The 25,810-nt window shown below is 40.3% G+C and carries 23 protein-coding genes and 1 pseudogene; 9 read left to right on the plus strand and 15 right to left on the minus strand.

Annotated elements, in window-relative coordinates:
* Window positions 1–170 precede the first annotated feature (170 nt).
* The 3 genes from ACX27_RS11980 to ACX27_RS11990 form a co-directional block, all read right to left on the minus strand.
* Entirely contained in the window at window positions 171–749 is a 579-nt protein-coding gene (locus tag ACX27_RS11980; RefSeq protein ID WP_062292476.1) for a Uma2 family endonuclease, read from the minus strand.
* 84 nt (window positions 750–833) lie between these two features.
* Window positions 834–2,873 (minus strand): magnesium chelatase ATPase subunit D, encoded by a 2,040-nt coding sequence (gene bchD / locus ACX27_RS11985; protein WP_062298301.1) that lies wholly within the window; start codon window positions 2,871–2,873, stop codon window positions 834–836.
* 113 nt (window positions 2,874–2,986) lie between these two features.
* Window positions 2,987–3,664 (minus strand): SDR family oxidoreductase, encoded by a 678-nt coding sequence (locus ACX27_RS11990; protein ID WP_062292478.1) that lies wholly within the window; start codon window positions 3,662–3,664, stop codon window positions 2,987–2,989.
* Window positions 3,665–4,016: 352 nt separating this feature from the next.
* Between ACX27_RS11990 and ACX27_RS11995 the strand changes: the two genes are divergently transcribed.
* Together ACX27_RS11995 and ACX27_RS12000 are read left to right on the plus strand one after the other, a co-directional pair.
* Entirely contained in the window at window positions 4,017–4,355 is a 339-nt protein-coding gene (locus ACX27_RS11995) for a hypothetical protein (protein ID WP_062292484.1), read from the plus strand.
* A 512-nt stretch (window positions 4,356–4,867) separates the two neighbouring features.
* Complete coding sequence (locus tag ACX27_RS12000) at window positions 4,868–6,670, plus strand: WD40 repeat domain-containing protein (RefSeq protein WP_083468724.1); 1,803 nt, start codon at window positions 4,868–4,870, stop codon at window positions 6,668–6,670.
* Between the two features lie 817 nt (window positions 6,671–7,487).
* Here ACX27_RS12000 and ACX27_RS12010 read toward each other — a convergent pair.
* Window positions 7,488–7,919 carry an acyltransferase family protein gene (locus ACX27_RS12010; protein WP_062292487.1) on the minus strand — a complete coding sequence of 144 codons (432 nt, stop codon included), beginning with the start codon at window positions 7,917–7,919 and terminating at the stop codon, window positions 7,488–7,490.
* 210 nt (window positions 7,920–8,129) lie between these two features.
* Here ACX27_RS12010 and ACX27_RS12015 point away from each other — a divergent pair, with 210 nt between their 5' ends.
* The 3 genes from ACX27_RS12015 to ACX27_RS12025 all read left to right on the plus strand — a co-directional run bounded on the left by ACX27_RS12015 (window position 8,130) and on the right by ACX27_RS12025 (window position 9,863).
* Window positions 8,130–8,519 carry a hypothetical protein gene (locus ACX27_RS12015; RefSeq protein ID WP_062292488.1) on the plus strand — a complete coding sequence of 130 codons (390 nt, stop codon included), beginning with the start codon at window positions 8,130–8,132 and terminating at the stop codon, window positions 8,517–8,519.
* 337 nt (window positions 8,520–8,856) lie between these two features.
* Entirely contained in the window at window positions 8,857–9,378 is a 522-nt protein-coding gene (locus tag ACX27_RS12020; RefSeq protein WP_062292489.1) for a hypothetical protein, read from the plus strand.
* A 251-nt stretch (window positions 9,379–9,629) separates the two neighbouring features.
* Window positions 9,630–9,863: a hypothetical protein gene (locus ACX27_RS12025; protein WP_144427446.1), complete on the plus strand. Its 234-nt coding sequence runs from the start codon at window positions 9,630–9,632 to the stop codon at window positions 9,861–9,863.
* A 153-nt stretch (window positions 9,864–10,016) separates the two neighbouring features.
* Here ACX27_RS12025 and ACX27_RS12030 read toward each other — a convergent pair whose 3' ends face one another.
* On the minus strand, window positions 10,017–10,607 hold the full coding sequence (locus ACX27_RS12030; RefSeq protein WP_062292491.1) for a TetR/AcrR family transcriptional regulator: 591 nt from the start codon (window positions 10,605–10,607) through the stop codon (window positions 10,017–10,019).
* 200 nt (window positions 10,608–10,807) lie between these two features.
* On the opposite strand from ACX27_RS12030, the gene ACX27_RS12035 reads away from it, so the two are divergent.
* Window positions 10,808–12,391 (plus strand): DHA2 family efflux MFS transporter permease subunit, encoded by a 1,584-nt coding sequence (locus tag ACX27_RS12035; protein WP_062292495.1) that lies wholly within the window; start codon window positions 10,808–10,810, stop codon window positions 12,389–12,391.
* A 316-nt stretch (window positions 12,392–12,707) separates the two neighbouring features.
* Here the strand turns inward: ACX27_RS12035 and ACX27_RS12040 are convergent.
* The 4 genes and pseudogenes from ACX27_RS12040 to ACX27_RS12055 form a co-directional block, all read right to left on the minus strand.
* A pseudogene (locus tag ACX27_RS12040) lies at window positions 12,708–14,420 on the minus strand (diflavin flavoprotein).
* A 336-nt stretch (window positions 14,421–14,756) separates the two neighbouring features.
* On the minus strand, window positions 14,757–16,475 hold the full coding sequence (locus ACX27_RS12045) for a diflavin flavoprotein (RefSeq protein ID WP_062292498.1): 1,719 nt from the start codon (window positions 16,473–16,475) through the stop codon (window positions 14,757–14,759).
* 602 nt (window positions 16,476–17,077) lie between these two features.
* On the minus strand, window positions 17,078–18,277 hold the full coding sequence (locus tag ACX27_RS12050; RefSeq protein ID WP_062292502.1) for an argininosuccinate synthase: 1,200 nt from the start codon (window positions 18,275–18,277) through the stop codon (window positions 17,078–17,080).
* Between the two features lie 177 nt (window positions 18,278–18,454).
* Window positions 18,455–18,676 (minus strand): hypothetical protein, encoded by a 222-nt coding sequence (locus ACX27_RS12055; RefSeq protein ID WP_062292505.1) that lies wholly within the window; start codon window positions 18,674–18,676, stop codon window positions 18,455–18,457.
* Between the two features lie 133 nt (window positions 18,677–18,809).
* Here ACX27_RS12055 and ACX27_RS12060 point away from each other — a divergent pair, with 133 nt between their 5' ends.
* Complete coding sequence (locus ACX27_RS12060) at window positions 18,810–20,666, plus strand: tetratricopeptide repeat protein (protein WP_235526603.1); 1,857 nt, start codon at window positions 18,810–18,812, stop codon at window positions 20,664–20,666.
* A gap of 32 nt (window positions 20,667–20,698) precedes the next feature.
* On the plus strand, window positions 20,699–21,178 hold the full coding sequence (locus ACX27_RS12065; protein WP_062292508.1) for a hydrogenase maturation protease: 480 nt from the start codon (window positions 20,699–20,701) through the stop codon (window positions 21,176–21,178).
* A 42-nt stretch (window positions 21,179–21,220) separates the two neighbouring features.
* Here ACX27_RS12065 and ACX27_RS12070 read toward each other — a convergent pair whose 3' ends face one another.
* From ACX27_RS12070 to ACX27_RS12085, 5 genes are all read right to left on the minus strand, one after another.
* Window positions 21,221–21,601, minus strand: coding sequence for a hypothetical protein (locus ACX27_RS12070; protein ID WP_062292510.1), 381 nt, complete (start codon window positions 21,599–21,601; stop codon window positions 21,221–21,223).
* 18 nt (window positions 21,602–21,619) lie between these two features.
* Window positions 21,620–21,805 (minus strand): nitroreductase family protein, encoded by a 186-nt coding sequence (locus ACX27_RS33715; protein ID WP_235526604.1) that lies wholly within the window; start codon window positions 21,803–21,805, stop codon window positions 21,620–21,622.
* An 83-nt stretch (window positions 21,806–21,888) separates the two neighbouring features.
* On the minus strand, window positions 21,889–22,908 hold the full coding sequence (locus tag ACX27_RS12075) for a SagB/ThcOx family dehydrogenase (RefSeq protein WP_235526605.1): 1,020 nt from the start codon (window positions 22,906–22,908) through the stop codon (window positions 21,889–21,891).
* Complete coding sequence (locus tag ACX27_RS12080; protein ID WP_062292514.1) at window positions 22,895–23,359, minus strand: ankyrin repeat domain-containing protein; 465 nt, start codon at window positions 23,357–23,359, stop codon at window positions 22,895–22,897. Before ACX27_RS12080 ends, ACX27_RS12075 begins: the two co-directional genes overlap by 14 nt.
* 226 nt (window positions 23,360–23,585) lie before the next feature.
* Window positions 23,586–24,212, minus strand: a complete 627-nt coding sequence (locus ACX27_RS12085) for a CBS domain-containing protein (RefSeq protein WP_062292517.1) — start codon at window positions 24,210–24,212, stop codon at window positions 23,586–23,588.
* Between the two features lie 750 nt (window positions 24,213–24,962).
* Between ACX27_RS12085 and ACX27_RS12090 the strand changes: the two genes are divergently transcribed.
* Complete coding sequence (locus tag ACX27_RS12090) at window positions 24,963–25,172, plus strand: TOBE domain-containing protein (protein ID WP_062292518.1); 210 nt, start codon at window positions 24,963–24,965, stop codon at window positions 25,170–25,172.
* 163 nt (window positions 25,173–25,335) lie between these two features.
* Here the strand turns inward: ACX27_RS12090 and ACX27_RS12095 are convergent, their stop codons facing one another.
* Entirely contained in the window at window positions 25,336–25,635 is a 300-nt protein-coding gene (locus tag ACX27_RS12095; RefSeq protein WP_062292521.1) for a 2Fe-2S iron-sulfur cluster-binding protein, read from the minus strand.
* Window positions 25,636–25,810: the final 175 nt, after the last annotated feature.

The raw sequence follows: 25,810 nt of genomic DNA on the forward strand, positions 1-25,810 counted from the left end.
TGATGAAGTACAGCTATATAAGTTAACCGCCGATTGAAGAGGATAAACGCAGATAAATTTGTACTTCAGCAGATGAGGAAACGCTATATTACTCTAGATGTTTAGGGTTGTCATGGGCATATAAGTCAGGGTGCCGTCTCCAAAAAGAATTTCATCTATTCAAATAAATTTTAGGGATTTAAGCCTGCACGTTGAAAGATAGCGTTAGGGCTAATTTCTAACTCTGGCAACAAGTCATCAGTAATTACTTGATGATGACGATATGTGATAGGTAAGGAAGCTGGGGCAAATACAGTAATGGTTCTAGCTTTTGTATCAACTATCCAAACCCGCGAAACACCTGCTTTGAGATAATCTGTGGCTTTTTCGGCCATGTCTCCAAAAGTTTGTCCGGGTGAGATAATTTCAATTACTAATTCGGGTGCAACGGGACAAGCTTCATCTTGCAACCAATCAGCCGCAAGGCGGTTATAAGAAATATATGTCAAATCAGGAACGGGTATCCAATCTTGTTGATTTCGGGTTAATTTGACTGCCCACTCAACTACTACTCGCCCTTTTTTTTCTGCCCATAAAGACAATATTATAAATAAAGCACCAGTAGTCGAGCCATGAAAAAATTTCGGTGACATTTCATCGTCTTTATATTTAGGAACAGCTTCACCGTTAACAAATTCGTATGTGATATCACCTTCAGGAAGTGCGAGAAACTCTTCCAGAGTCAGCCGTTGATTAGAAGACTGAACCATAGGTTTAAAAAGTGCTGAGTTATATGGGGAGAAAGCTATCAATGACCAATGACCAATGACAATTGACCATTGACCATTGACTAACTACCGTGATTTTAGATCAGCGATCGCACCTTTGGTCATGGCGGCAATGGCTTTATCAGTAGCTTTTGGTAAATGATAATACTTACCTCCGGCTGTTTGGGCTAGTTCTTTGGCAAAGCCAGTGGAAACAAATTTACTTTCGGTATCTATTACCAATAATTGCATTCCCAAAGCTCGAAATCTGCCAGCAATTTCTAATAACTCGCCTTTGATATCTGGTTTTTCTCCTGGTTCTTGGGGTTCGCCTAAAGAACGCCCTAACGGAATATTACCCCGGCCATCAGTGATGGCGACAACTACAACTTGCCCAATATCGCCACTCATTTGAGCATTTAAACCAACACGTACAGCTTGGGTTAAACCATGTGCTAAGGGTGAACCGCCACCACAAGGTAATCTTTCCAAACGGTTTTTTGCTAAAGCAATAGAACGTGTTGGGGGTAATAAAACCTCCGCCTGTTCTCCTCGGAAGGGAATCAAGGCTACTTGGTCGCGGTTTTGGTAAGCCTCAGTTAACAGTTGCATAACCGCACCTTTAGCAGACTGCATCCGGTTCAAAGCCATCGAGCCAGAAGCATCTACTACAAATACTACCAATGCCCCGGCTTTACGTACTAAGCGTTTTGAGCGAATATCACCTTGCTCGACAATTACCTTGCGATTTGGTTGTCGCTCACGTCGAGCTTTTTGATAAGGTGCAGCAGCTCGCAAAGTAGCATCTACGGCAATACGCCGGACTTTACCCTTGGGTAACATTGGCTTGACGTAACGTCCCCGGTCTTCAGAGAAAATTAAGCTGCGGCTCCCTGATTTACCTTGACGTTGCGCCATTTGGGCAAAATACAGCACGCTGTCATCTAGAATTACGCCTTCTGGGTCGAAGATAAATTCTTCAGGGATGCTTGGTGGTTCTTGGTTTTCTGGTTCTTCTGGCTGGTCTTCTTCTTTGTCTTCCTCTTCCTCTTGTTGGTCTTGTTCAGACTCGTCTTGGTTTTGTGGTGGTGGTGGGGGAGGAGGTGGCGGTGGTTGGTCAGTCGGTGGTGTTTGGACTACAGTTGCCCTTGGTACAATTACCAACTCGACAGCACGACGTAAATCATCGGCGTTGACAGTGGTGCGTCCTTCTAAGGCGGCTGCGGCTTTGGCGACGCGTACAGCAAATAACTCAGCACGGTGTCCTTGGACACCACCGCGAATGGCTTCATTAACTAAGTAAGCAATTTGGTCGTGGGTGATGGTGACTTCTTTTAACCATTCCCGCGCTAGGATAATTTGGGTTTTTAGTCCGTCGATGTCTTCGTTGTACTGTTGAAGAAATTCTTGAGGAGATTTGGAAAAAGCGATCGCTTGTTCTACTGCTTGGACTCTTTGATCTAGTCCGAGTACACCATCAGCCGAGAGGGCGATCGCAATTCTATCTAATAAATGTTCTCGTAGTGCGCCTTCTTCTGGGTTGTAGGTAGCAATAAATAAAGGCTTGCAAGGATGCTGAAAACTAATACCTTCGCGCTCAATTTGGTTGCGACCTTCGGATAATACTGTTAAAAGTTGATTAGAAATTTGGTCATCTAATAAATTGATTTCATCCACATACAGTACACCCCGGTTAGCGGTAGCGAGTAACCCAGGCTGAAAAACTGTATCTCCCTGCTTCACCGACTGTTCCACATCCACAGAACCTAAAAGTCGGTCTTCAGTCACACCGAGGGGAATTTGCACAAAAGGCGCAGGAATGATTTGTGTAGGGACATCCTGGATATCTTTTTCGGCGTACTCTGCCAACAATAGATCATCCCATTCATCGGGGCGGGTGGGATCGCAGTTGCTAATGGAATCTGGAACAACTTCAATGGGCGGTAGTAGGGCGTGAATAGCACGAGCCATTACAGATTTTGCCGTACCGCGACGACCTGCGATCGCCACTCCTCCCAAACCAGGATCGACCGCTGCTAACAGCAAGGCTAATTTTATCGCTTCTTGACCGACTACGGCAGTCAAGGGAAAAGAGGCGATCGTTGGAGTGATAGTAGGCGCAGGCATTGTTTGGAAAAATGATATGAAGGCAGGAGGCGAGACTTGAGCAATTATTTCTGTCATGCTTCACTAGTCTCGGTTTTTAGCATATCAATTTCTGGCGCTATCTTGCCGATTCCCTAATCTAAAGTAAACTGCGTAAATTCTATTTGTCCGAACAGCATATTTTTGTCTACTGCTGACAAAATTTTATTATTGGTGCGATCGCTATTTAAGCAACGACATACCAATTGCGCTACATCAGTACGATGGATACTACCAACAATGCGTGTATCTTCAGTTAAAACGCCATTACCTGTGGCTGGTTCTGTTTTCAAGCCGCCAGGGCGAATAATAGTATATGTGAGTCCACTGGCAATTAAATATTGTTCGGCTTTGTCTTTTTCGACTAAAACTGATTGCAGCGCCGCCAATGCTTGCGGGGATAATGCGCCAACACTATTACCCGTGCCAATGGAAGTTACTAAAATAAATTTTTGGACTTTGGCTTTGATTGCTGCATCAATGAGATTTTTATTCGCCAGGTAATCTGGTTTTTCTGTATCTGTCGGTAAACCGCCAATAGTACTAATAACAGTGTGGATGGGTTCATTGGTGAGCATAGCTGCTTCCACATCACCAACATTCATAGCATCACCCAAAACAGTCTTGACACCTATTGCTTGTAATTCAGCCGCAGCTGTTTCAGTTCTCAACAGTGCTTTGACTTTGAGTTGTTGTGCTGTTAAACAGTTGGCAATTTCTCTGCCAACACCCCGACTTGCCCCAGCTAGAAAAATGTATGATTCACTTGTCATGACGAATTGCTGAACTACTCGTTACTTATGCTCCAGGGATTGTATCAAATTATGAAGAGTGCTGAGTAAGGTGAACATTCTTGCGGCTGAGATGAAAACGAAACTCAGTATCCATAGCAATACTCGATAAGTTACAAACATCTCTCCCTTGTCTACCCTGTCTCCCTTGTCTCTTAGGACTGCTATATCTTAATTTTGTTGGGTTTCGCGATCGCTCCACTCAACCTTTTATATTTGAGTTATTTTTAATACTTAAAATCCAGTAGAGTATTTTTGCTTAATCCCATCGTAGGAGGTATTTTTGCTGGCGATTATGCGATTCTAGCAAGTAAATCTATATAGAGATAGACAGATGTCCAATACATCTCAAGATATCAGAGTAATATCTACCACGAGAATTTGGGGAATCACAGTGGGTATTTTAGCAGTGTGTATTCCGCTTTCGGCTGTGACGAGAAGTGGAGCGTTGCTACCTTTAGCTGCTATTGGTGGTGCTACAGCCGGAACCATTGCTATCTGGCGGAATGATGAGAAAAAATCGCCGCCTGGTGCTTTACAATCACAGCAATTAGAACTATTAGAGCAAAGAATAGCCAATTTAGAAACAATAGTCAGTCATGAAGAATTTGATTTACAAATGAAGATTAAACAGTTAGAAACCAGCGATCGCAACCATCATTCTATTTCCTAAATTCCTATTGCTTCAAGCACTTTTGCGGCTTGTTAGTATACACAATTGAGGAAAACACTTCTGCTACTTTTAGAGCATAATCTTCTTAATTTAGCAAAAATATTCATCATCAGCCAAAATTTCAAGAACTTTGCCAATAACCCGCCAGTTCTGCTTAAATCATACTAGTCTTTAGAAATATTACTGTTTCTAGAAAACAGTATCTCATTCTCTAGTTCCGATAGAATTAGTGGACATCATAGAACTCTATCTAACTCATACCCAATAACGATTTGAGATTTTAGGAGCAAGTTTTGACTAAAAGTCTTTTTGCAAAATCTCAAAGAAGCTTGCTGATCCCAAATGTGGTATCAATTAGATCATTATGCTGAGATTTGGGTGATCTTTACACACTGAACTTTACAGATACATCTCCATAAATGTGTTCTGTTAGACTGCGAAGATTACCGAATTTTTATTTTACTAGAAGTTATATAACTTGAGTAATTACGTTGGTATAGCTTACCGTAGGTATGCAAAATTGTATCGCTGGAATGCAGATGGATTGGATTAGCTTACTTCAAGCCCAGCAAGCTGATTTCCTTCAACGTATTAAAAAACCTAAAACTTACGACCTATCTTTACTGGACAGTCAAGTTAAAGGTTGTCACAGCGAAATTATGGCATTTTGGGGTGATTCATTGGCAAAAATCCAAGAATTATCGCACCAACAAGCCGAAATTCTCGCCAAAAATCCGCCGCCAATACCGCCAGAATATCCCGAACCGCCTGATTGGGTGATTCCTTATCCCAAACACTTTCAACAACAAGCAGAAGATTATCTTTTGCGAGAGCAAATTGTTGAACAAGTGATGGCGGAACGGCTGGGTAAGATAGTGAAAAAGTTGCCCCAAGACACTATTCAAAATATGGTGTTAGATGATGAAGGCAATTTACGCGGCGAAAGTAAATTTACATACTGCCTAGCGGATAGTCCAAAACACAGCGTGTTAGTTTATGCTGCTGATGGCGAAAGTTTTAACGGTATCAAGAAAGATAAAATTAGGTGGACAGTTACTCAAGATGAGTTACGCCAGCACCAAGTTTTAATTTTCTTGTGTCTGTTTTATCCTTCTAATGGCAAATTAGGCTATGAAAAGCACGCTGTAATTGCTGGGTTTTTGCCGAGTAATCAACTGGAGTTCTCGGAAACTAAATCTTATGTGACTCCCAGTAGCCTTTTATATGCAGGGGGATTAAGTTGGTATTTAGAGTCACTCACAGCGAAAAAGACTACTAAAAAAGATATATTGCCAACAATTGAAGAGCAAGCGATCGCAGAAAGCATTCAAATTGTCTCATCAGATCATCCCCAAAAAGAAATCATTGGTGATTGGGAATTTTGGCAAACATTAAAAGGTCATACTAGAGGTATTTATTGCCTTGATTTTGCTTCCCGTTGTCACAATGGCAATGTCACCCCGATTTTAGCTAGTGGGAGTCGCGGCGAAACAAAACTTTGGGACTTAAGCAAAGGGGAATTAATTGATACATTATCTGAAGCGCCTTGGATAGCATCAGGGTTAGTGGATGATGTGAACTCTATATCTTTCAGCCCCGATGGACATACATTAATCAGTGTTGGTGCAGATTCGACAGTGAAAATTTGGCACGTCGGCGCACCAGAATTGATTGATATCTTGCACAAACATAATGGTGTGGTGCGCTGTACTGCTTTTACCCCAGATGGGCGGATGGTAGCGACTGGTGGTGATGATCGAAAAGTTCTGTTTTGGGATTTAATGCAGCGTCAGGTAGCGATCGCTCTCTCTTTAGATGATACAGCCGCCCATGCCCTGGCCTTGAGTCCCGACGGCAAAACCTTGGTGACTGGTAGTTACCGCAAAATCAAAGTCTGGAAAACAGCCCAACTCTCAGAATGTAGCACCCTGCAAGAAATCGAACCACTGCACAGTTTAACTGGACATTCTCACATTGTGCGTTCCCTAACTATTAGTATTGATGGACAGTGGTTAATTAGTGGTAGCTGGGATCAGACAATTAAAATCTGGCATTTAGAGACAGGTAGATTAATTCGCACCCTCAAAGGTCATACTGATCGAGTATATGCGATCGCTCTCAGTCCAGATGAGCAAATTATCGCCAGTGGTAGTGCAGATAAAACCATTAAACTCTGGCATTTCAACACCGGAGAATTGCTAGGCACATTTACCGGACATAGTAATATAGTCACAGCCCTAGCCTTTACAACTTCTGGTGATATGTTAGTCAGTGCCAGCTTAGATAAAACCATTAAAATCTGGCAGCGTAGTTAATAATTACAATGGATTTTTATAGTTTTGTGGGATGAGTTATTTGCTTATCCCACCATCCTACAATTCTGCACTTTTGTTGAGTTTGGTGATAAGTAACAAAAGTAATCAAAACAGACATATATCGCCTACCTACCAATACTTTTTATCCTACTTATTTGAATTAAAATCAATTGAAGATTGAACAGGATTTGATATTAGCTTATCTAAGATTTTTCTTATATTTATGAACGGTTTCTCTATTAGATAAAAACTGAATAACCCTAGTATACATGAACCTAAAATACTAAACAATAAGTACACATAAATAGGCAAATAGTTACCAAATAGACTATATAGTAGTTGCTGAAAAGGAAACGAGTAAATATATATGCCATAAGATATATCGAAAGTAATTCTGAATTTAAAAGAAGTAAATCCATATATTAGAATTAATGAGATTAATATAGGGCTTATGGCAGTATAACCACCAAATCTAAGGAGGAAAATCGTAATGATCGTAAGAAAGATAATACCTTTTGCATCAATATTTATATTTTTTTTGTACACGTATAGTAAAGAACCTATTACATAGGAAGTATATGCTTGCATTCTGTTAAATGCCCCAAGCATCATAAATGTAGGGCCATATATTAAGTCATAGCTTTTTAGTACAAAAAGAGAAAATATGCCAATACCAACTCCAAGCAATATTATTCGATTCTGTCTAAATAATCCTAAACTTCCAACAAAAAGTGTGAACCCATAGCACTGTACTTCTGGAAATAAACTCCACAAGCTTCCATTTATAGATTCTTTGTAGGCAGACTGTTCTATAATATTACCAATAGTCCACTTTTTTAATATTAATAAAAATATTATTTACAATGTATGAACATGATTCATTCCAAGGGAAAGCAGATAAATAATGATTGTTTAAAACATATATGGTTGGAGCGATAACAAAAGACGTGAATAACAAGCAAAACAAAAAACCAGGAAATATTCTAAAAAAACGGTGATAGATAAAAATTAAAGGATTACGATAACGTTCAAAACTGGCAGTAATTAAATATCCACTTAAGGAAAAAAAGCCCATAACCCCAGTCTCTCCTAGATTAAAAGAAGATTTAAAGCCCATTATTCTAGCGAGAGGTTCAGACGATCCGTAACCACCTATAAGATATCCATGTGTTATGACTACAAAAATAGCAAGTATTAATCTGAGTAGATCAAAAGCATTATCTTCCTTGGCAATTTTGTATGTACTCATTTAATATTATCTTAATATTTATTAGTTAACTGTTGCTACAAAAAATCCTGGCTACAAACATAGTAAATTTTAGCCAAGCTTCTCAAATATTGAGTTGCGCGATCGCTCTAACCAATTTACCAGATAAATTGTTATCTTATCGAGTATAAGCGATTGAATTTCTTAAAAATTATGAGTTAATATTTAAACTCTGAGTTCTTTTCAAAAATTATGGAAAGAATTGTAAAATATTCTAGACAAGATTGGTGTAAATGTGAATGTGGTGAACGAGAAGAGCTTTTAACCACTTTCTTATATGACTTACCCAACTTAACTGCTTGTAATATTTTCCCCCCATTGCATATTCTCAATATTCTTCTGCTCAGGGGTTGGGCTGGTGGTGGGATGAGTCCCAAGTTTAGCTGGAAAGCTTTTGAGATATCTGAGCTTGAATATCAAGAAATGTTGCCTAAGCTGCTCTATCCTAATTGGCAAATACTACACAAAAAGCTTTGGCGCATCAGACTACCGATGAAACTTGATCCAGAATTTGATTCTATAGGCGATCGCTATACATGGATGGCATTGGTTAGTGAAAAATATCAGGGTAAGCTCATCTAATTTGGTATAAAAAAACTTGACAAATCAAAGAAGAGAGTGAGTAGAGACAGTGTAAAAAATGAATTTGATTTCAGAGCAAGATGAATCAGATGAATTCAATTTCTTGATGGAAAATTACTTGGAGTCAAATCGATGTCAAAGAGCTTTGAAACTAAATCTGCTGACGGCAGACACTGCGATAAAGGCAGTCTAGATGCAATTATCAAAAAATGTGGAACTTTTTGTTGATGTAACTATTCATAATAAATACTAATATCAAATAGGATAAATGTTTTAGTGTTACAACATTTAGTATCTTGTTGCTTATCAAATAAATCTTATTAAGAGAGCTATAAAAATGTCTGCCAAAAGTATAAAAAGTCTGACCTTATTCCTAGTTTTTTCAATCATCAGTTTAGGGATATTAACTGCCTGTATTCACAATAAGAGTGAAACTACAACGGCTAGTGAGTCATCACTATCTAAACCAAATGTCATACTTGAGATCAAATCTCAAACAGGAACATGTCCTAAGACAGTTGGACTTTGGGCTATTTCACTTCTCTCTGAAGGTGGTGGGGAATACACTGTTGTTGCCGATACTAGACCAATTGCAAATCCTGCAAGATTGGTAGCATCTGGTGAGAGATTTGTGGAATATGAAGCAATACTTCGTGAATCTTACGCATCTTGTATCGGTAGTGCTAACTCGCAGGAATTTCGCTTTTATAATTTCCAGTTCCGAAATGGAAAGGTTTATTTTCGTGTCGATCTCCCAGCTATTATCAATGAGTCAGTTAATGGGACACCGTATATTGGAATTGCATATAAGGAGCTAGTTGCTTCTCGTCCATACGTGCGTTGGAAGTCTTGGGAATAAGTCGATTAAAAATATCTAAGCATAGAAAAGCCTAATTTACCAAATGTTAAATTGTGTGATCGCTGATTTTTGGGAGTACGTCTATCTAGGGAATTAATTTTTACTCAATTGATTATACATATAGTAGGACGATATATTACTAGCAAATTATTTAAACTACAACCAGAAAATATTAAGTCTTTGCAGAATAAACATTTGTTTTGTTATTCATTGCAAAATTAACCAAATTAGTCAAAACGGAGGGAAAAATCATGAGTGAAAACTCTACTTTACTCCAAGAACTAGACAGTGAAGCATCTGAATTTATCAGTGGCGGTCAACGTCGTCCTAGAGTTTTGTATGCTTGTCCCAGAGATAGATACGTCACCAATACTGATGGCTATTACTGGTTCCGAGGTAGAAGGGGATGTCAAGAAGTAGACTACGATAACGCACCTAGACGAGTTAGACGAGAACTTGAGAACTTTAGAGGCGATTTTGACTAATCTATTTGCTTTTTTCTAATAGTTCGTCAAGTGGGCATTACATACTAAATAATGCCCTTCCTAAAAATATTCTTAAAAACTAACAAGCAATTAATTGAATAATTCAGAAGTCAAAATCAATCAATAGAATATCGAGTCCAAAAGTTTCTATTGTCAATTTTTGCCAACACCTTGAATAATTAGCTCCATAGTCTGACGCATATAAGCTGCCAGTGGTTTTGGTGTTGGTTTAAAGACGATCGCATAATATAATGACCCACTCACCAAATCAATAATCAATTCAATATCGGCATCTGGTTGAATTTCACCTCTTAATTTAGCGCGTTGCAGCACCTCGGCAAAGGCATCACGTCGAGGTTTTGTATATTTTTTCCAGTAGACTTGAGCAAACTGCGGATTACTAGAAGCTGTACTAATAATTAAAGCTAGTGTCTGACAGCCCAGGGGACTCTGGATTCTCTGGGCTGCATGATCAATCACAATATCCATATCTCCCCAAAAGCTACCAGTATCAGGTATTTGTACATCTTCTCGCACACTTTCGATCGCATCTGCAACAAGTTCCTCTTTACTGGTGTAACGCCTGTAAATTGTCGCTTTTCCGACTCCAGCCCGGATGGCGATCGCTTCCATACTCATACTTTGGTATCCTACTTCCGCCAGCAGTTCCAGAGTTGCTTGCAGAATGGCTTGATCTGCATTGATACTACGTGGTCTTCCGGGTGAACTGATGTGCTTATTCATAATCGCGTTAGTCTCAAACTTCTGACATCAAATATCGCCATTGCAGCTTTATCTATCTTGAGGCAGTTTTTTTTAGGTTTACCAAACTTTACCCTTGACTTATCTTAATATAATACGATACAGTCTCGTATTATAAACGAGAGAAAAAAATCAAAGCTAAGTCTCAAAATTTCTAAATTTAAATATCACTGCTATTCAAAATGGCTAATATTAAAACTTCTACCTTCAACCAAGCTGGCTATGTACAGGGAAGGCTGAAATGGGCGATCGCTTTTACAGCATCTTTGGGCGCAATTTTAGAAGTAATTGATACCAGTATTGTCAACGTAGCTTTGACTTCTATGCAAGCCAGTTTAGGAGCAACCGTGAGTGAGATTGGCTGGGTAGTAACTGGTTATGCGATCGCCAACGTCGTCTTAATTCCTTTATCTGCTTGGTTAGGAGATTACTTTGGCAAAAAGACATACTTTATCTTTTCCCTGATTGGCTTTACAGCTGCTTCCGTAGTCTGTGGACTGTCAATTAACTTACAGATGCTCATCTTATCGCGCATTGCTCAAGGGTTATTTGGTGGTGGACTATTAGCCAAAGCGCAAGCCATTTTATTTGAAACCTTTCCCCCAGCCGAGCAAGGTTTAGCACAAGCAGTATTTGGCGTAGGAGTAATATCAGGCCCAGCCATCGGCCCCACTTTAGGCGGCTATCTCACCGATGCTTTAGGCTGGCGCTGGATTTTCTTCATTAACATTCCCTTTGGGATTTTAGCAGTTGTGATGGCTGTGATGTTTCTGCCCCCAGACAACAAAAGTAAAACCCAGAATCAAGCTGTAGACTGGTTAGGAATTGGGCTATTGGTAATTGCCATTGGCTGTCTGCAAACTTTTTTAGAAGAAGGCGAACAAGAAGATTGGTTTGCATCTGGGTTCATTATTAGTTTGGCAGTAGCCAGTGTGATTGGATTAGGGCTATTTATTTGGTGGGAATTAAAAACATCTCATCCGGCTGTGGCGTTGCGAGTACTACGTCATCGTTCTTTAGCGGCGGGAAGCTTTTTATCAGCAATTGTTGGTATGGGACTTTATGGCGCACTCTTCGCCGTGCCGATTTTTGCTCAAAGTATCCTACATTTCACCGCTACACAAACAGGGTTATTGCTGGCTCCTGGGGCGTTAGCATCAGCAATTGTGATGATTCTCTTAGGCAAATTATCCACCAAAATTGATGCCCGATTATTGATTGCGATCGGTGGTGTGGGAACAGCCTTTGTGATGTTTGACTTATCAAAACTCACTGTCCAAACAGGTACAGATGATTTATTCTGGCCTTTAGTATGGCGGGGAGCTTTCACAGTCTTGATGTTCTTACCTCTGAGTTTAGCGACCTTGGGGCCGCTACCCAAACAAGATATTTCTGCGGGTTCTGGCTTTTACAACCTGACACGACAGCTTGGTGGTAGCATCGGCATTGCCATACTCACAACTTTGCTAGATAAACGCGAAGCTTTTCACCGTGCTATTTTGTTAACCGATCTCAGCCCCTATAATGTTGAAACCAATCAGCGCCTCGATATGCTCACTGGCGCAATGCAGAGTCAAGGAATGGATGCAACCACAGCCCAAACACAAGCATTGGCTTTACTTGAACAAACTGTAAATATCCAAGCTGCTGTTTTGTCATTTGCAGATATTTTTCGAGTTGTAGGTGTGGCGTTTCTTTGCTCCTTACCTTTGTTGCTATTCTTAGGCAAGGGTGGCGCAGGAGCCAAAGCCCCAGTTGGACATTAGAACTCCCAACTAAAAAGATATATTATCACTGTGTAGGCAGGGGGCAGGGTGCAGGGTGCAAGGGGAAAGACTCTACTTCCTGTCAACTCCTTATTCTCTCTGCGCCTCTGCGCCTCTGCGTGAGATAAATCATCCCGCATTTATATAACGCCGAAAAATAATTAACCGCAGATGGACGCAGATAAACGCAGATGAATTTGTATTCTAGCCAAGTAAAAATCCCTATAGATAAAAAAGAGCCAGTGCTGTCCAGAATAATTTCAGCACCGGCTTTGGTTGTAAATATCCGCAGGGCGGTTAGGGAAAGAGAAAATTGTTAGTAATGAGTACCTGTTTTGCGGTGATTAATTGCTGTAACAGCATCCGGCTTAATTAATTTACCGTTGTCCACGGTGGCATAAACTACCCAATGGTCGCCACATTCCATACGTTGCTCAACAGAACATTCGACGTAAGCCAGTGCATCGGTTAAAACTGTGCAACCATTTTCGGCCGCAGTGGTGGTAAATTGAGCAAATCTGTCTTCGCCAGGGGCAAAATTCTTGCGGAAATGCTTCATATATTCCTGGTGATTGCCTTCTGCCAGGATATTTAAGGCAAACTTACCACCAGGATACATCAAAGATTCTATGGCGCGTTCTTTGGCGATCGCTACAGTTAAACCCGGTGGGTTAAAGGTAGCTTGCGATACCCAAGCACCAAGCATCCCGGTAGAAACATCGCCTTGCTTGGCGGTAATCACGCAAACTGAACCAACGATGCGCCTACGGCTTGTTCTACAGGGGTTGCAGCTTGTTGAGGAACACGGATTTTTTTTTGCTTTTTTCAAGTTTTGGGCGAAGTCTGTACCGAGTTCTTCGCAGAATTTGAGGGTAACATCGTCAGGTTTGAACTTAACTTTCAAAGTTTCAAAACCAAGACGATAGCCAGCATCCCGTAACTTACCTTCAATCATTTCTACAGCTTCGCCACTCCAGCCGTAGGAACCAAAGACACCCGCAACTTTGTTGTTATCGCCAACTTTCAAAACAATACCTAAAGCGGTGTGAATGGGTGTAGGTGCATGACCGCCGATGGTAGGTGAACCGATAATGAAACCGTCTGATTTCTCCACTGCGGCTTGGATTTCATCGGGGGTAGCAAATTCACAGTTGATCGATTGAACTTCAACGCCACCCTTAGTTAATCCGAGAGCGATCGCTCGTGCTAATGTGGCAGTATTACCGTAAGCTGAGGCGTATAATAATGCCACTGAGATTTCTCGATTTCGTTGAGAACGACTCCAGTCGCTATAAGCCTTGGTCAGTTCAATTAAACTACTGCGAACAATCGGCCCGTGACCAACTGCATACATCCGCACTTGGAAATCAGAAATTTTTTCCAAAGCTGATTCGACGTGCTTCGCTTGGGAAGCCATCAAACAGGTGTAATAATAGCGTTGGTCTTCTTTGATTTGTTCCCAGTGGTCATCAAAAACTTCATCACCGCAGATATGTGCGCCAAAAAGTTTATCTGTGAACAAAATTTGAGTTTGCTGGTCATAAGTGCAGAGACTTTCTGGCCAGCGAGGGTTAGGCGTGGGGAAGAATTTCAGTACATGACCCTTGCCTAAATCGAGGGTTTCTTTCCCCCGCATCACCAAAATATTTAAACTATCATCAGGGAAAGTTGCCTTTAAATTAGCCGCACCAGGAAGGGAACAAACAAAGGTAATTTGCGGAGCCACTTCCAGCAATGTTTTTAAAGTTCCCACCCGGTTGGGGCTGAAATGTCCCAAGATGACGTAATCTAATTTTTTCAAATTAATGTTCTGCTGTAAGGCTTCCAAAAAAATGGTTGTGAAAGTATCAGCAGGTGGGTCAATAATTGCAGTTTTATCACCTTCAAGCAGATAACAATTAGAGGTTGTACCTCTTTCTAATGCGTATTCAATTTCAAACCGCAAACGTGACTGACTACGCGCTCTGAGAACTTTGGTGTTGGTCGCAATGGGAGAAACCTGTACGTCACGGGGTTTGGGATCGCTCATAGGTGTTGGTTGATGTTGAGATAAAAAGGGCAAAAACCGAGCTTTAACGGATTGAATAAAATCTGAAAAAGGCATGATGAAGTATGAAGTATGAAGTTGGAAATAGGAAAGTCTTTTTATGCCGTTGTCTGTTACTCAATACGCTTCGGTTAACTTTTTAGTATTTTGAGATCCCCCCAACCCCCCTTAAAAAGGGGGGCTGAAAATTATCTTTTACCCCCTTTTTAAGGGGGTCGCCGTAGGCGGGGGGATCTTAACCGAACCGTATTGAAGTATGAAGTGTGAAGTCATAACAATTCATCTTTCAGACTTCATAATTCAGACTTCAGACTTGATTTAGTAGTAATTACCGACTTTGCGATGGCGGACTGCGGTTAAGCCATCGGGTTTAGAAACACGACCATCTTGGACTGTGCAGTATAAAATCCAGTGGTCGCTGCACTCCATACTACTCTGCACTTCACATTCCATATATGCCAGGGCATCTGTCAAAATGGGTGAACCGTTTTTGGCGGTTTGGGTTTTCACACCTGCAAATCTATCAGCACCGGGATGTAGACGCTTGAGGAAGTGCTTTTTGAGTTCTTGATAGTTGCCTTCTTCTAAGACGTTCAACACGAAGCGATCGCCTACCTGCATTAAAGCATCAATGGCACGGTCTTTGGCAACGGCAATTGTAAATCCTAATGGTTGCAAGCTGGCTTGGCTGACCCAAGAAGCTAACATGGCACTGCTAACATCACCTTTTTTAGCTGTGACGATATACAGTCCGTTGCTAATTCTGCCCAGGGCTTTTTCCATGTTCACATCAAGAGCTTTGATTTGCTTGATGTTACGTTCGCGGGTGACGATTTGCCCTAAATCTGTGCCGGCTTCTGTACACAATTGATATGTAGATGCGGTGGGAGCTTCTTTAATCCGAATGGCGGGGAAGGCTTCTTTTACACCAGAGTCGATGAATTTCCGGCGGAGGGTATCGACTGGTTCATCATCCCCACCAAAGCATTCAAACAATCCAAAGAACTGTTTGTCTTTAGCAACTGATATTAAAGAACTAATACCAGCTTGGGCGGCGACGGAGGTAGAAGGAGGCATCCCAATGATAATGCCAGCTGCTCTACCTGCAAGTTCTTGAATTTCTTGAGCTTCGGCGGTGCTGATGTCGAGAAACTCTACACCCACACCAGTTTTTTGAATCCCTTCCGAAATGGCTTGACCGAGGCGATCGCTATAACCATACTCAGAAGCGTAGAATAAGCCAACACTGGTTTCGGCTGTGGCTTGTCTTTGGCTCCAGCTTTGATAACACTCAGTCAGAATATCCAGATGATGATAAAGTAAAGGCCCGTGACCGTTGGCGATGATCTTAATCTTGCCGAGTTCGCCCATCCGCTTCATCGCATTCAGCAGCGATCGCGCGTTTGGCCCCATCAGACAGTCATAATAAAATCTAAAGTCAGCTTCGATCGCTTCTAAATCTTCATCAAAGGTGCGATCATCACAAAAGTGCATTCCAAACGCATCGCAAGTATAGATGGTTTGGGTTTTGCGATCAAAACTAAAAATGGTGTCAGGCCAATGTAAGTTAGGCGCACTCACAAATTCTATTTCGTGACCTTTGCCAATATCAATGCGATCGCCACTTTTGACAATTCGCTTGGAAAAAGGATCATGTACCAAACCTTCTAAGAATTGCAACGCAATTTTAGAAGCTAACACCGTAGCCCGTGGTGCTAATTGCAATACATCTTCCACTAAGCCACTGTGGTCTGGCTCTGTGTGGCTAACAATAATGTAATCAATGGTCTTGGGGTTGACGATACTTTTGAGGGTGTCTAAATACAGTTGGCGAAACTTCTGGTGAGAAGTGTCAATTAAAACTGTTTGTTCGCCTCGAATTAAATAGGAATTGTAAGTCGTACCGTTTTGCAGTCCGAATTCGATATCGAAGCGATCGCGATCCCAGTCAAGACAGCGAATCGCCGTGGTGTTTGGGGCAATTTCTACAGTTTGGACAGTAAGCCGATGCTGAACATTTTCTGCGATCGCTACCATTATTCGTCTCCGAGCGCAAGTTTTTAATAATCTTTCTCTGCCCCCATTGTGCCGCCAATTAAATTTTAAAGTTGTAATGAAGACTAGTTTTCAAAAATTAGCAGTTGTATCAATTATTGCTGTTTCTCAGCATTATTTTTAACTCAGAATATTCCTTAGAAATCAGTCCCTGTAAGGGTATCATGTTTTAAATATTAATATTTATTGGCATAATTTAAAATCCCTAACATATCATACATAACTTATCTTTTTTGGCTATAATTCCGTAACAAAAAGCATAGATTTGCTCACCGATGTGTTGAAAATCAGTGAATGCAAAACATTTAATTCAGTATGTATTTAGAGGATGTTTTAAAAGTTATCCTGTGAGTAACAAAAAAAATTGAGATCCCCCTAAATCCACGCCACTTGCTACAACGGAGGGAACCTCCGCAACGCAGTGGCTCCCCTTAAAAAGGGGGACTTTGATTCTAGTTCCCCCCTTTTGAAGGGGGGTTAGCGGGGATCAAAATGCTACTAGGCAACTTGAGTAAGACTTGTGTGTACACTGTAGCCTTTTTAATGGCAGGCTCAAAGGGATCAAAATCCTGTTAGAACAATAATTATCTATCTTGTTGCGCCCATATACGGGTGGGAAGACCCCAAACGTAGATAAAGCCTTCGGCTGCTTTGTGGTCAAATTGGTCTTCAGCGCCGTAGGTGGCTAAGTCGGGTGTGTAAAGTGTGTTGTCACTCCAACGACCGACTATAGTGGCGTTACCTTTGAACAACTTCACCCGCACTGTTCCTGAGACACGTTCTTGAGTTTTTTGAATGAACGCATCCAAAGCAGCTTTGAGGGGACTGTACCACAAACCGTTGTAAACCAATTTGGTATAAGTGTCTTCTATACCGCGCTTATATTGGGTAACATCTGCGGTTAAAGTTAAGCTTTCTAAATCGCGGTGTGCGTGAATTAACACCAACATTGCTGGCGATTCGTAGATTTCCCGTGATTTAATCCCGACCAAGCGGTTTTCAATCATGTCAATGCGACCGATGCCATGATTGCCTGCTAACTCGTTGAGTGTTTCAATTAATTCAACGGGGTTTTTAGCTAGACCGTTGACAGTAGTGGGGATACCTTGAGTAAAACCAATTTCAATATATTCTGGCTCATTGGGGGTATCAGCGATCGCTTTCGTCATCTGATAAATTTCTTCTGGGGGTTCGGCGGCTGGATCTTCCAACACACCCGCTTCAATACTGCGGCCGAGCAAGTTTTTATCAATACTGTAAGGCGAAGACTTTTTCACAGGTGCGGGGATACCGAACTTTTCCCCGTAGGCGATGGTTTCTTCGCGGCTCATACCCCATTCCCGCGCCGGTGCTAAAATTTTGAGACTGGGATTTAAGGCAGCACAAGAAACATCAAAGCGTACCTGATCATTACCCTTACCAGTACAACCATGTGCGATCGCATCAGCACCATATTTCTCTGCTGCTTCTACTAATATCTTGGCAATTAAGGGACGAGCCAGCGCCGTTCCCAGGGGATAGCGATTTTCGTAAAGTGCGTTAGCTTGAATCGCCGGGAAAGCGTAATCTTTTACAAAGCTGTCTTTGACATCAATTACCAGAGACTCACTAGCACCCGACTTGAGAGCCTTTTCTTTAATTGGCTCTAATTCATCTCCCTGGCCTAAATCTGCGGCGAGAGTTATCACCTCCTCCACACCCCACTCTTGCTTGAGGTAAGGAATGCACACAGAAGTATCTACACCACCTGAATATGCTAAGACAACCTTTTTGGCGCGACCCATTGGTTTCTCCAGTTAGGAAAACAAAGAATGACACAATATTATATCGGACTACTACAGGTAGATTTACGGCTGTTGTGCGATCGCCACAATGGTTATATCAATTCTCGATGACATAAAGTATATCCATTAGCCAGTGATTAAACTCACTGGCTAATGGCGCTAGTAATTAACAAGCGACTACTTTCTTTTTTGGCTTGGGACTACAGTTTTGACTAACTCAACCATTGCCATAATTACAGTAGCCGTTCCGCCCATTAATAAGGAAGTAAGAATCGCTGCTGCAAGAATGATTTCTGTTGGACTGTACCCATCGCGCATCCAAGCAGAAGGTTTTTCAATTACTGGGGAAGTTGCGGGGATTAACTGTGAAGTTTGGGAGTTGGTAGAGGTGTTATTCATAGTGAACTTTGTGAAAAACTCGACTGTATAAATCGTATTCTTGACATCACAGCCGGAGATTCCTGGGAAATAGAGATAAAGTAGAAGCAAAATAGAAGATAAGTAGAATCAAGTAAATTTTTTCAGGCTGTCTATGCAATGGGTTGAGTTTTTAAGACAAGAAGCGGCTACTCATGAATTATCCCCAGAGCAAACGGCGGCATTTTTAGTCAGGTTGCAGGCGGAAAACTCAGGTAAAAGTGAAGCGAAACTAGCCAGCGACATTAATATCAGTGCGGCGGCGTTCAAAAAGCGTATGACTGAGGTTTATGACAAGTTTGCTAAGAGTTGTCCTGAGTTAGCTACTTCTAAACGTGGAAAACTGGAAACATTAAAGGCTTACCTGACAACAAAATATAACGGTGTTGATGAGACACAGCCGAAAAAAGAAATTCAGCACAATATCCTCCAGGCTGTACCTTGGGAAAGATTTGTCGGGAGAGAGGCGGAATTACAACAACTGCACGAGATGATACAAAAATCGCAGCAAGTTGCTATTGTCGCCGTGGCTGGGATGGGTGGCGTTGGGAAAACTGAACTTGCAACCCAGTATGCTCAACAAAATTTGCAAAATTATCCTGGTGGAGTTTGCTGGTTATCAGCACCAGGTATTGATGTTGGGATTCAAATTCTCAGATTTGCAGAAGCGAAGTTTAAATTTATTGCACCCGATGATAGGGAATTAGTAGATAGGGTAAAACTTTGCTGGGATAGGTGGGATGCTGGAGATGTTTTGCTGGTGTTTGATGATGTCACAGACTACAAAACCCAAGTTAAGCCTTATCTACCTGCAAACTCATCTAAGTTTAAAGTTTTGCTCACAACCCGCCTGGAATTTGATAGAACTCTGTCACAAGTAAGTCTTCGTGTTCTAGAACCATTGGCGGCGATGAAACTATTAAAGTCGCTTGTGGACAGAGAAAGATTAAAAAATGAGCCTTGGGTAGCGAGAAAAATTTGTAAATTCTTGGGATATCTGCCTTTGGCTTTAGAGTTGGTGGGACGATATCTGGATACAATGCCAGATTTATCACTGCAAACACTGTTGAAGCGGTTAGAGAAAAAGCGGCTGGAACATGAAGCAATGGCTGAGGCTAACCCGTTGATGGAATATAAGTACGGTGTGGCTGAAGCTTTTGATTTGAGTTGGGAACAGTTAGATGAGAATGCACAAGGCGCGGGTTGTTGGCTAAGTTTATATGCTTTGGCTGACATTCCTTTTAATGTGGAAGCAATTGAAGATGATGAACTGCAAGAAATTTGGGAGACAGCCATTGCTGATTTACTCAAACTGCATTTATTACAACGCCAAAGTCAAGGAATTTATCGTTTACATCCACTAATTCGGCAATATTTTCAGATGAAATTGGATGAGTCAAGCGAGGCGGATGAGGTGAAGACAGTTTTTACCGCGCAAATGGTAGAAGTCACCAAGCAAATCCCCCAACAGCCTACCCGTGATTTGATTCAACAACTCACTCCTCTAATTCCTCATTTAGTAGAAGCCACTGATAATCTAACAGCATTTATTAAAGATGAAGATTTAATTTGGGCTTTTACTGGATTAGGCTGGTTTTATCAAGGACAAGGATTATATAAAGAAGCAGAACCTTTTTTGCTTCAGTGTCAACAAATAATTAAACATCGTTATGGTTCAGAACATCTCTATTTCGCCACTAGCCTCAGTAATCTGGCAACACTCTACTATGCAGCAGGACAGTATAGTAAAGCTGAATCCTTATATCAAAAAGCTTTAGAATTAAAAATAAGTCGGTTAGGAACAGAACATCCCCGTGTTGCTACTAGTTACAATGATTTGGCAATGAAATCTTTGGTAGATAAATTACTGGTTCTATTTTTATCTCACGCGGAGGCGCAAAGAAGGATTTTAGAGGTGTTGTCATTGTCTTTTGTTAGGCGCGATCGCTCACCTATCTCCAACACAAGCTAAAATATGCTTTCAACTTGCACAATTAGTAATTTATGCTAACTATTATCGGTTGCGGAAATCTTAATCGCTGCGATGATGCGGTGGGTGTAATTATCGCCCAACGCTTACAACAATATCTAGCCGAAAATCCTCACCCCCATGTGCGTGTGTATGACTGTGGAACCGCAGGGATGGAGGTAATGTTTCAAGCTAGAGGTAGTAAAAAATTAGTAATTATTGATGCTAGTTCAACTAATTCTGAAGCGGGTGCAATATTTAAGGTTCCGGGTAAAGAATTGGAAGCTTTACCGGAACCCAGTTATAACTTGCATGATTTTCGTTGGGATAATGCGTTAGCCGCCGGACGAAAAATATTTCAAGATGAGTTTCCTGAAGATGTGACAGTTTATTTAATTGAGGCGGCAAATCTTAGCCTTGGACTAGAGTTAAGTCCTGTAATTCAACGTGCGGCTGACCGAGTTTTTGAAGAGGTAGTTACAATTATTTGTAATTGGTCAATGGTCAATTATTAATATTTAATTGACCTTTACTACTCTCCTCATTCATACATCTTTCTAGCCAGCCATGTCACGGTAAACAGCAATTTCATCTACCCTCATTTCAAAAGGTATACCTTGGCTTTCGGGAGGACAAACGCGAATTTTTGCACTACTCACAATTGACTGGAGTAATGTCCCCATTGCGACAATTTGTTGTAAAACTCGCCAGTTGGTAACAGGGTCGGGACATTCAATTACTAGTGTCATCGCACTAGCATCACTGGTGACATACCAGCGACAATGAGAAAGAAGACTTTGAATTGTGCGATCGCACGCTTCATAAAAGTATTTACTAATAGAATGCTCTAGTTGTTGCCGTAAAATAATATCTGCCGATGACGGTTGCATTGGACGGTAATCGTAATCATCGTTGTAACAGAACATATACCTAGCCATCTCTACTTACAAAACTACTTAATTGCCAATAGCCATTGCGTAGAGAATATCCATTTTTGTTTCTAAGAAACTCTGGGTTTCATCGTCATAAAACGCGCCAATTCCGCTACATTGTATCCCCAAGTAATTACTACTCAGGTAAACTCTGTGTCCTAAAAAACCTGCTAACTGCATAGCGGTTTGATAACTTGTATAGTCAGACACAAAAAACAAAGTTACTGCACAATCACGCGCAATAGCCTGATTAATGCACAAATAACCAGTATGTTCGCTAAAATCGCCACTTTTTAATCAGATGATTGTTTTTGATATAACCCAGGGGATATCCCCTCTACTCGATGCACGACTGAATAAACTTTGATTGCTGCACAACTTTCTGTGGGAATTGCTTGCTTTAGTTGTGACAATATCCTGAAATAATCTTCTTGAGAAATCAACTGTTTCCGGAAACGTCTATTTGAACGTCTATGCCAAACAGTTTGATAAAATTTATCCTTGTCAAACTTAAACTTGGGATGCTCTAGCTGTTGTTTTGGACTCTTTTGTAAAGCGGTTACTTGATAGCCATCCTCAATAAATTGATTAGCTTCAAAATAATCTGTACCACTCACAAAAGGAACTTTCAGCCTTAAGCGTCTCACCTGCTTTTCTTCTACTTCCCCACATAAAACACAAGCAGTCACAAACTCTTTATTCTCAAAACCTAAGTCAGAGTTAAGAGCTAACTTATCAAAATCAAACATTAGCTGGATATTTTTGTCATGGAGATCAGCCGATGCGGCAATTGTACCCAAATGGTGTCCGCTATCTAAAAAGCAATATCTCAGACTTCTGTTTTTATATTTCCAACTAGACCTATAATAAACGCAACTAATTAAAAAAATGATTCCTTTGATACATTTGCCCTGTATAATATAACTTTCTAAGCCATCATCGATTAATTCATAGATAAGAGTTAGACAATTATTCTCAACTTCTAGATGGTAGATGCCATCAACTATTTCCGGGATGCCACGAATTTGTACATAAATCTCTGTTGGATATAGCCCACCTGCTGAGGGATTTACACGGAGTTTGTAGGCTACATCCTTATAAGTCTTTTCTAGGGTGATTGCACTTGTTAAGTAAATGAATGAGTGGATTGGATGATGGAGATTTAATTGCAGCCTGCGATAAAATTTTGGATATCTCTTAAAAGCATATGGTTGAGTTGTAGAGTCTACATAATTAGGATCAAGCTGCACTGATAAGTAAGAATGTTTAGTCGCTTGATGAAAGTTTTTGCTAGATAAATCATTTTGTAGCATCTTTCAGCATCCTTAAAACTTCGACGGTGCTGGCAAAATCTATAGCTTTGTAATCGTCTAAGTTTTTTAAATCCAAATTGGGATGGTGTTGTAAAAGTAACTTAACCACTTCTGCTTTGCCTGCTGAAGCTGCATACATTACAACAGTCGCCCCATTATCGTTTTGATTATCGATATTTATTTTCATTTTTAAAAGCAAACTAATTAATTCATAATGGTTGCCAAAGCAAGCAAACCATAAGGCATTGTTATTATCGTTATTTTTGGCATTAATATCTGCACCTGCACTAATTAATTCTTGAACGACTGAATAAATACCTTGCCTAGTAGCTTTCATCAAAGCTGTATCACCATTTTCTCCAGGCTGATTTAAATTTTCAGGATTGTAATTGTTTGCTATTAACCATTCACAAGTTGTTTTACTTAAACGTTGTTGACTGTGCTGCTTCATAAATTGCCTCAATTGACTAATAAAAGATAATGGTGGACAATGCCCACCATTCACAAAAAACTTTTTGACAATACTGTCAATTTATAGTTAGAGGTTGTCTGAGAATTTTTTAATTTTGTAGATCCCCCTAAATCCCCCTTAAAAAGGAGGACTTTGATTCCGGTTCCCCCCTTTTTAAGGGAGGCTAGGGGGGATCAAAAGTTTAATAATTCTCAGATGCTCTCATTTAGACAGCATTCATAGTTTGGTTTGGCTGTTCCCCAGATACCATTGGTTTGGGTTCTTCAGAGAATAGTTCTCTAGAAGATTTATCTTGCTTGGGTGCGCCATAAAAACCAGCTTCAGCTTCGAGTTCGTCTACGAAATCCCAAGCTTCAATTGTGCGTTTAGAGTCTGCACCGTAGTTCGCAGAAATTGCCCGTGCGTTGGAGACAGCTTTATATATCTCTTTTTGCAAGAATAGGAGTTTTGGTTTATCTACAAAGTCGCCTTTATGGATAATATCGCTGATAGTAATCATCCCAAGTAATTCACCTCGGATGACAGGCGCACTCCGCATCCCTGTATTAATCAATAACCTTGCAACATATTCTAAATCAAGGTCAGGATCTACAGTGACACAGGGTTTGCTCATTATTTCGTAAACATAAGTTCTTTGAGGATCTTTTCCATAAGCAACCACTTTGCCTGCAATATCACTCTCAGTCACAATGCCGTAAGCATCACCACTATGACGAGGTTCCACAATCAATTCTTGCAGTTGTTTGAGCCTTAATAATTTCACTGCTTCTGCTACTGTAGCGGAGCCGCGAATGGTAGCTACATCTTGAGTCATAATATGTTTGGCTCGCATAATTCCTGCTCCTTATGTATTGCAAGTAAGGGAATTTCTAAACTGCTGCACTTATTCCCAAACTATGTTTGCTTAGTTTAAGCATTACGAAAATTAGACACAGGTATTACGCAGTATTAACCCTAAGTTATACTTAGTAGAATCATCAATTATCAGTATAAGATTTACACATTTCCCTAATATATTGTTGAAGCGATCGCATCGTCTGCCTAACTTTCAGATGTACCAGGATTTAGGTAGAAACGTCTTCGATAACCCTGTAATCATTTGCTGCTGAAGTTTGGTTCACTAGCAACAATTTAGCTTACTTATATATTATCACTCTGATAAGTTTGTTCTATAAACAAGTGTGTATTCTCATAACGATATGAGTTAATTAACTCAAAAAATTATCAAATTGCAGCAAAGAATACATTTGAATTTTAAAACTTATGTTGTAAACAAATCTGCATTTAAAGACTTAAGTTTTATATAAGCTAATAGTAATACTTAGTTTGTAAAGTTAATTTTTACATCTGTAGTTGACGTATAAAAATTTTAAACAAATAAATCAACCATTGGATATGAATTTTGCTACTTCTTAGGATGAAATATCTCTTTCTAGTGGAGTATTTTTATTTGCGATCGCTTAGTCAACTTATTTTGTATAAATTATATCTGCTAATTTATAAAGAAATTATAAAAAACTCCTTTTTAATTCCAAAAAGTTGGTATTGTTTGGAACTAGTATCTCACAAAAGGAAATAAAACATGGAAATTAGCGCGCGTAATGCAATCAAAACTACTGTTAAAAAGATTGTAACTGGTTCTGTTAATACCGAAGTAACTTTAGAATTAGCACCTGGGATAGAGCTGGTATCTATTATTACTAAATCATCAGCCGATAGACTGGAATTGCAAGAAGGGAAACAAGCTTATGCTGTGATTAAAGCATCAGATGTTATCGTTGCTGTCGAATAATCAATATGTAATTTACAAGCTGTATATACAATATCCCCGACTTATTTAAAGCCAGGGATATGTATTTCACCATCAGAATAAAGTTTAAAGGATGAAAAATAAAGAAAATTTCTCCATCTTTCATCCTTTTATTAATTGCTAAAAATAGCAACTAAAGCACTACTTAAACGAGGTAAGGTTCTTGATGAGTTTTAATTGTGCAGTTAGAGCGAGGATAGGTAACGCACAATAAAGCAAATCCTTTAGATACTTGCTCATCATCTAAGAAGTTTTGATCGGATTGATCAATTTCACCTTCTGTAACTTTACCTACACAGCTAGAGCAAGAACCTGCATGGCAAGAAAAAGGTAACTCAATACCAGCTTCTTCTGCTGCGTCCAGAATTGTAGTGTCTTCATCCACCTCAATTGTGGTATCGATGTCTTCCTTTTTGTTGATTAATCTTACTTGATAGGTAGCCATTTTCCGATTCTCCTCATTACGGTTCGGTTAATTCTCGAAGTGTGTCAGTCTCCTCTTCGAGAAAGCATGAATAGGAAGACACTGCATTTGATGAGTTGTAGCTAGTGTCTCTGACATTTGGTGCGGAGTACGTTTACGGAAAGCCTCTATGGTTGATTTGACACTAAAAGATTCT

The sequence above is a fragment of the Nostoc piscinale CENA21 genome (assembly GCF_001298445.1).
Classification (GTDB): domain Bacteria; phylum Cyanobacteriota; class Cyanobacteriia; order Cyanobacteriales; family Nostocaceae; genus Nostoc_B; species Nostoc_B piscinale_A.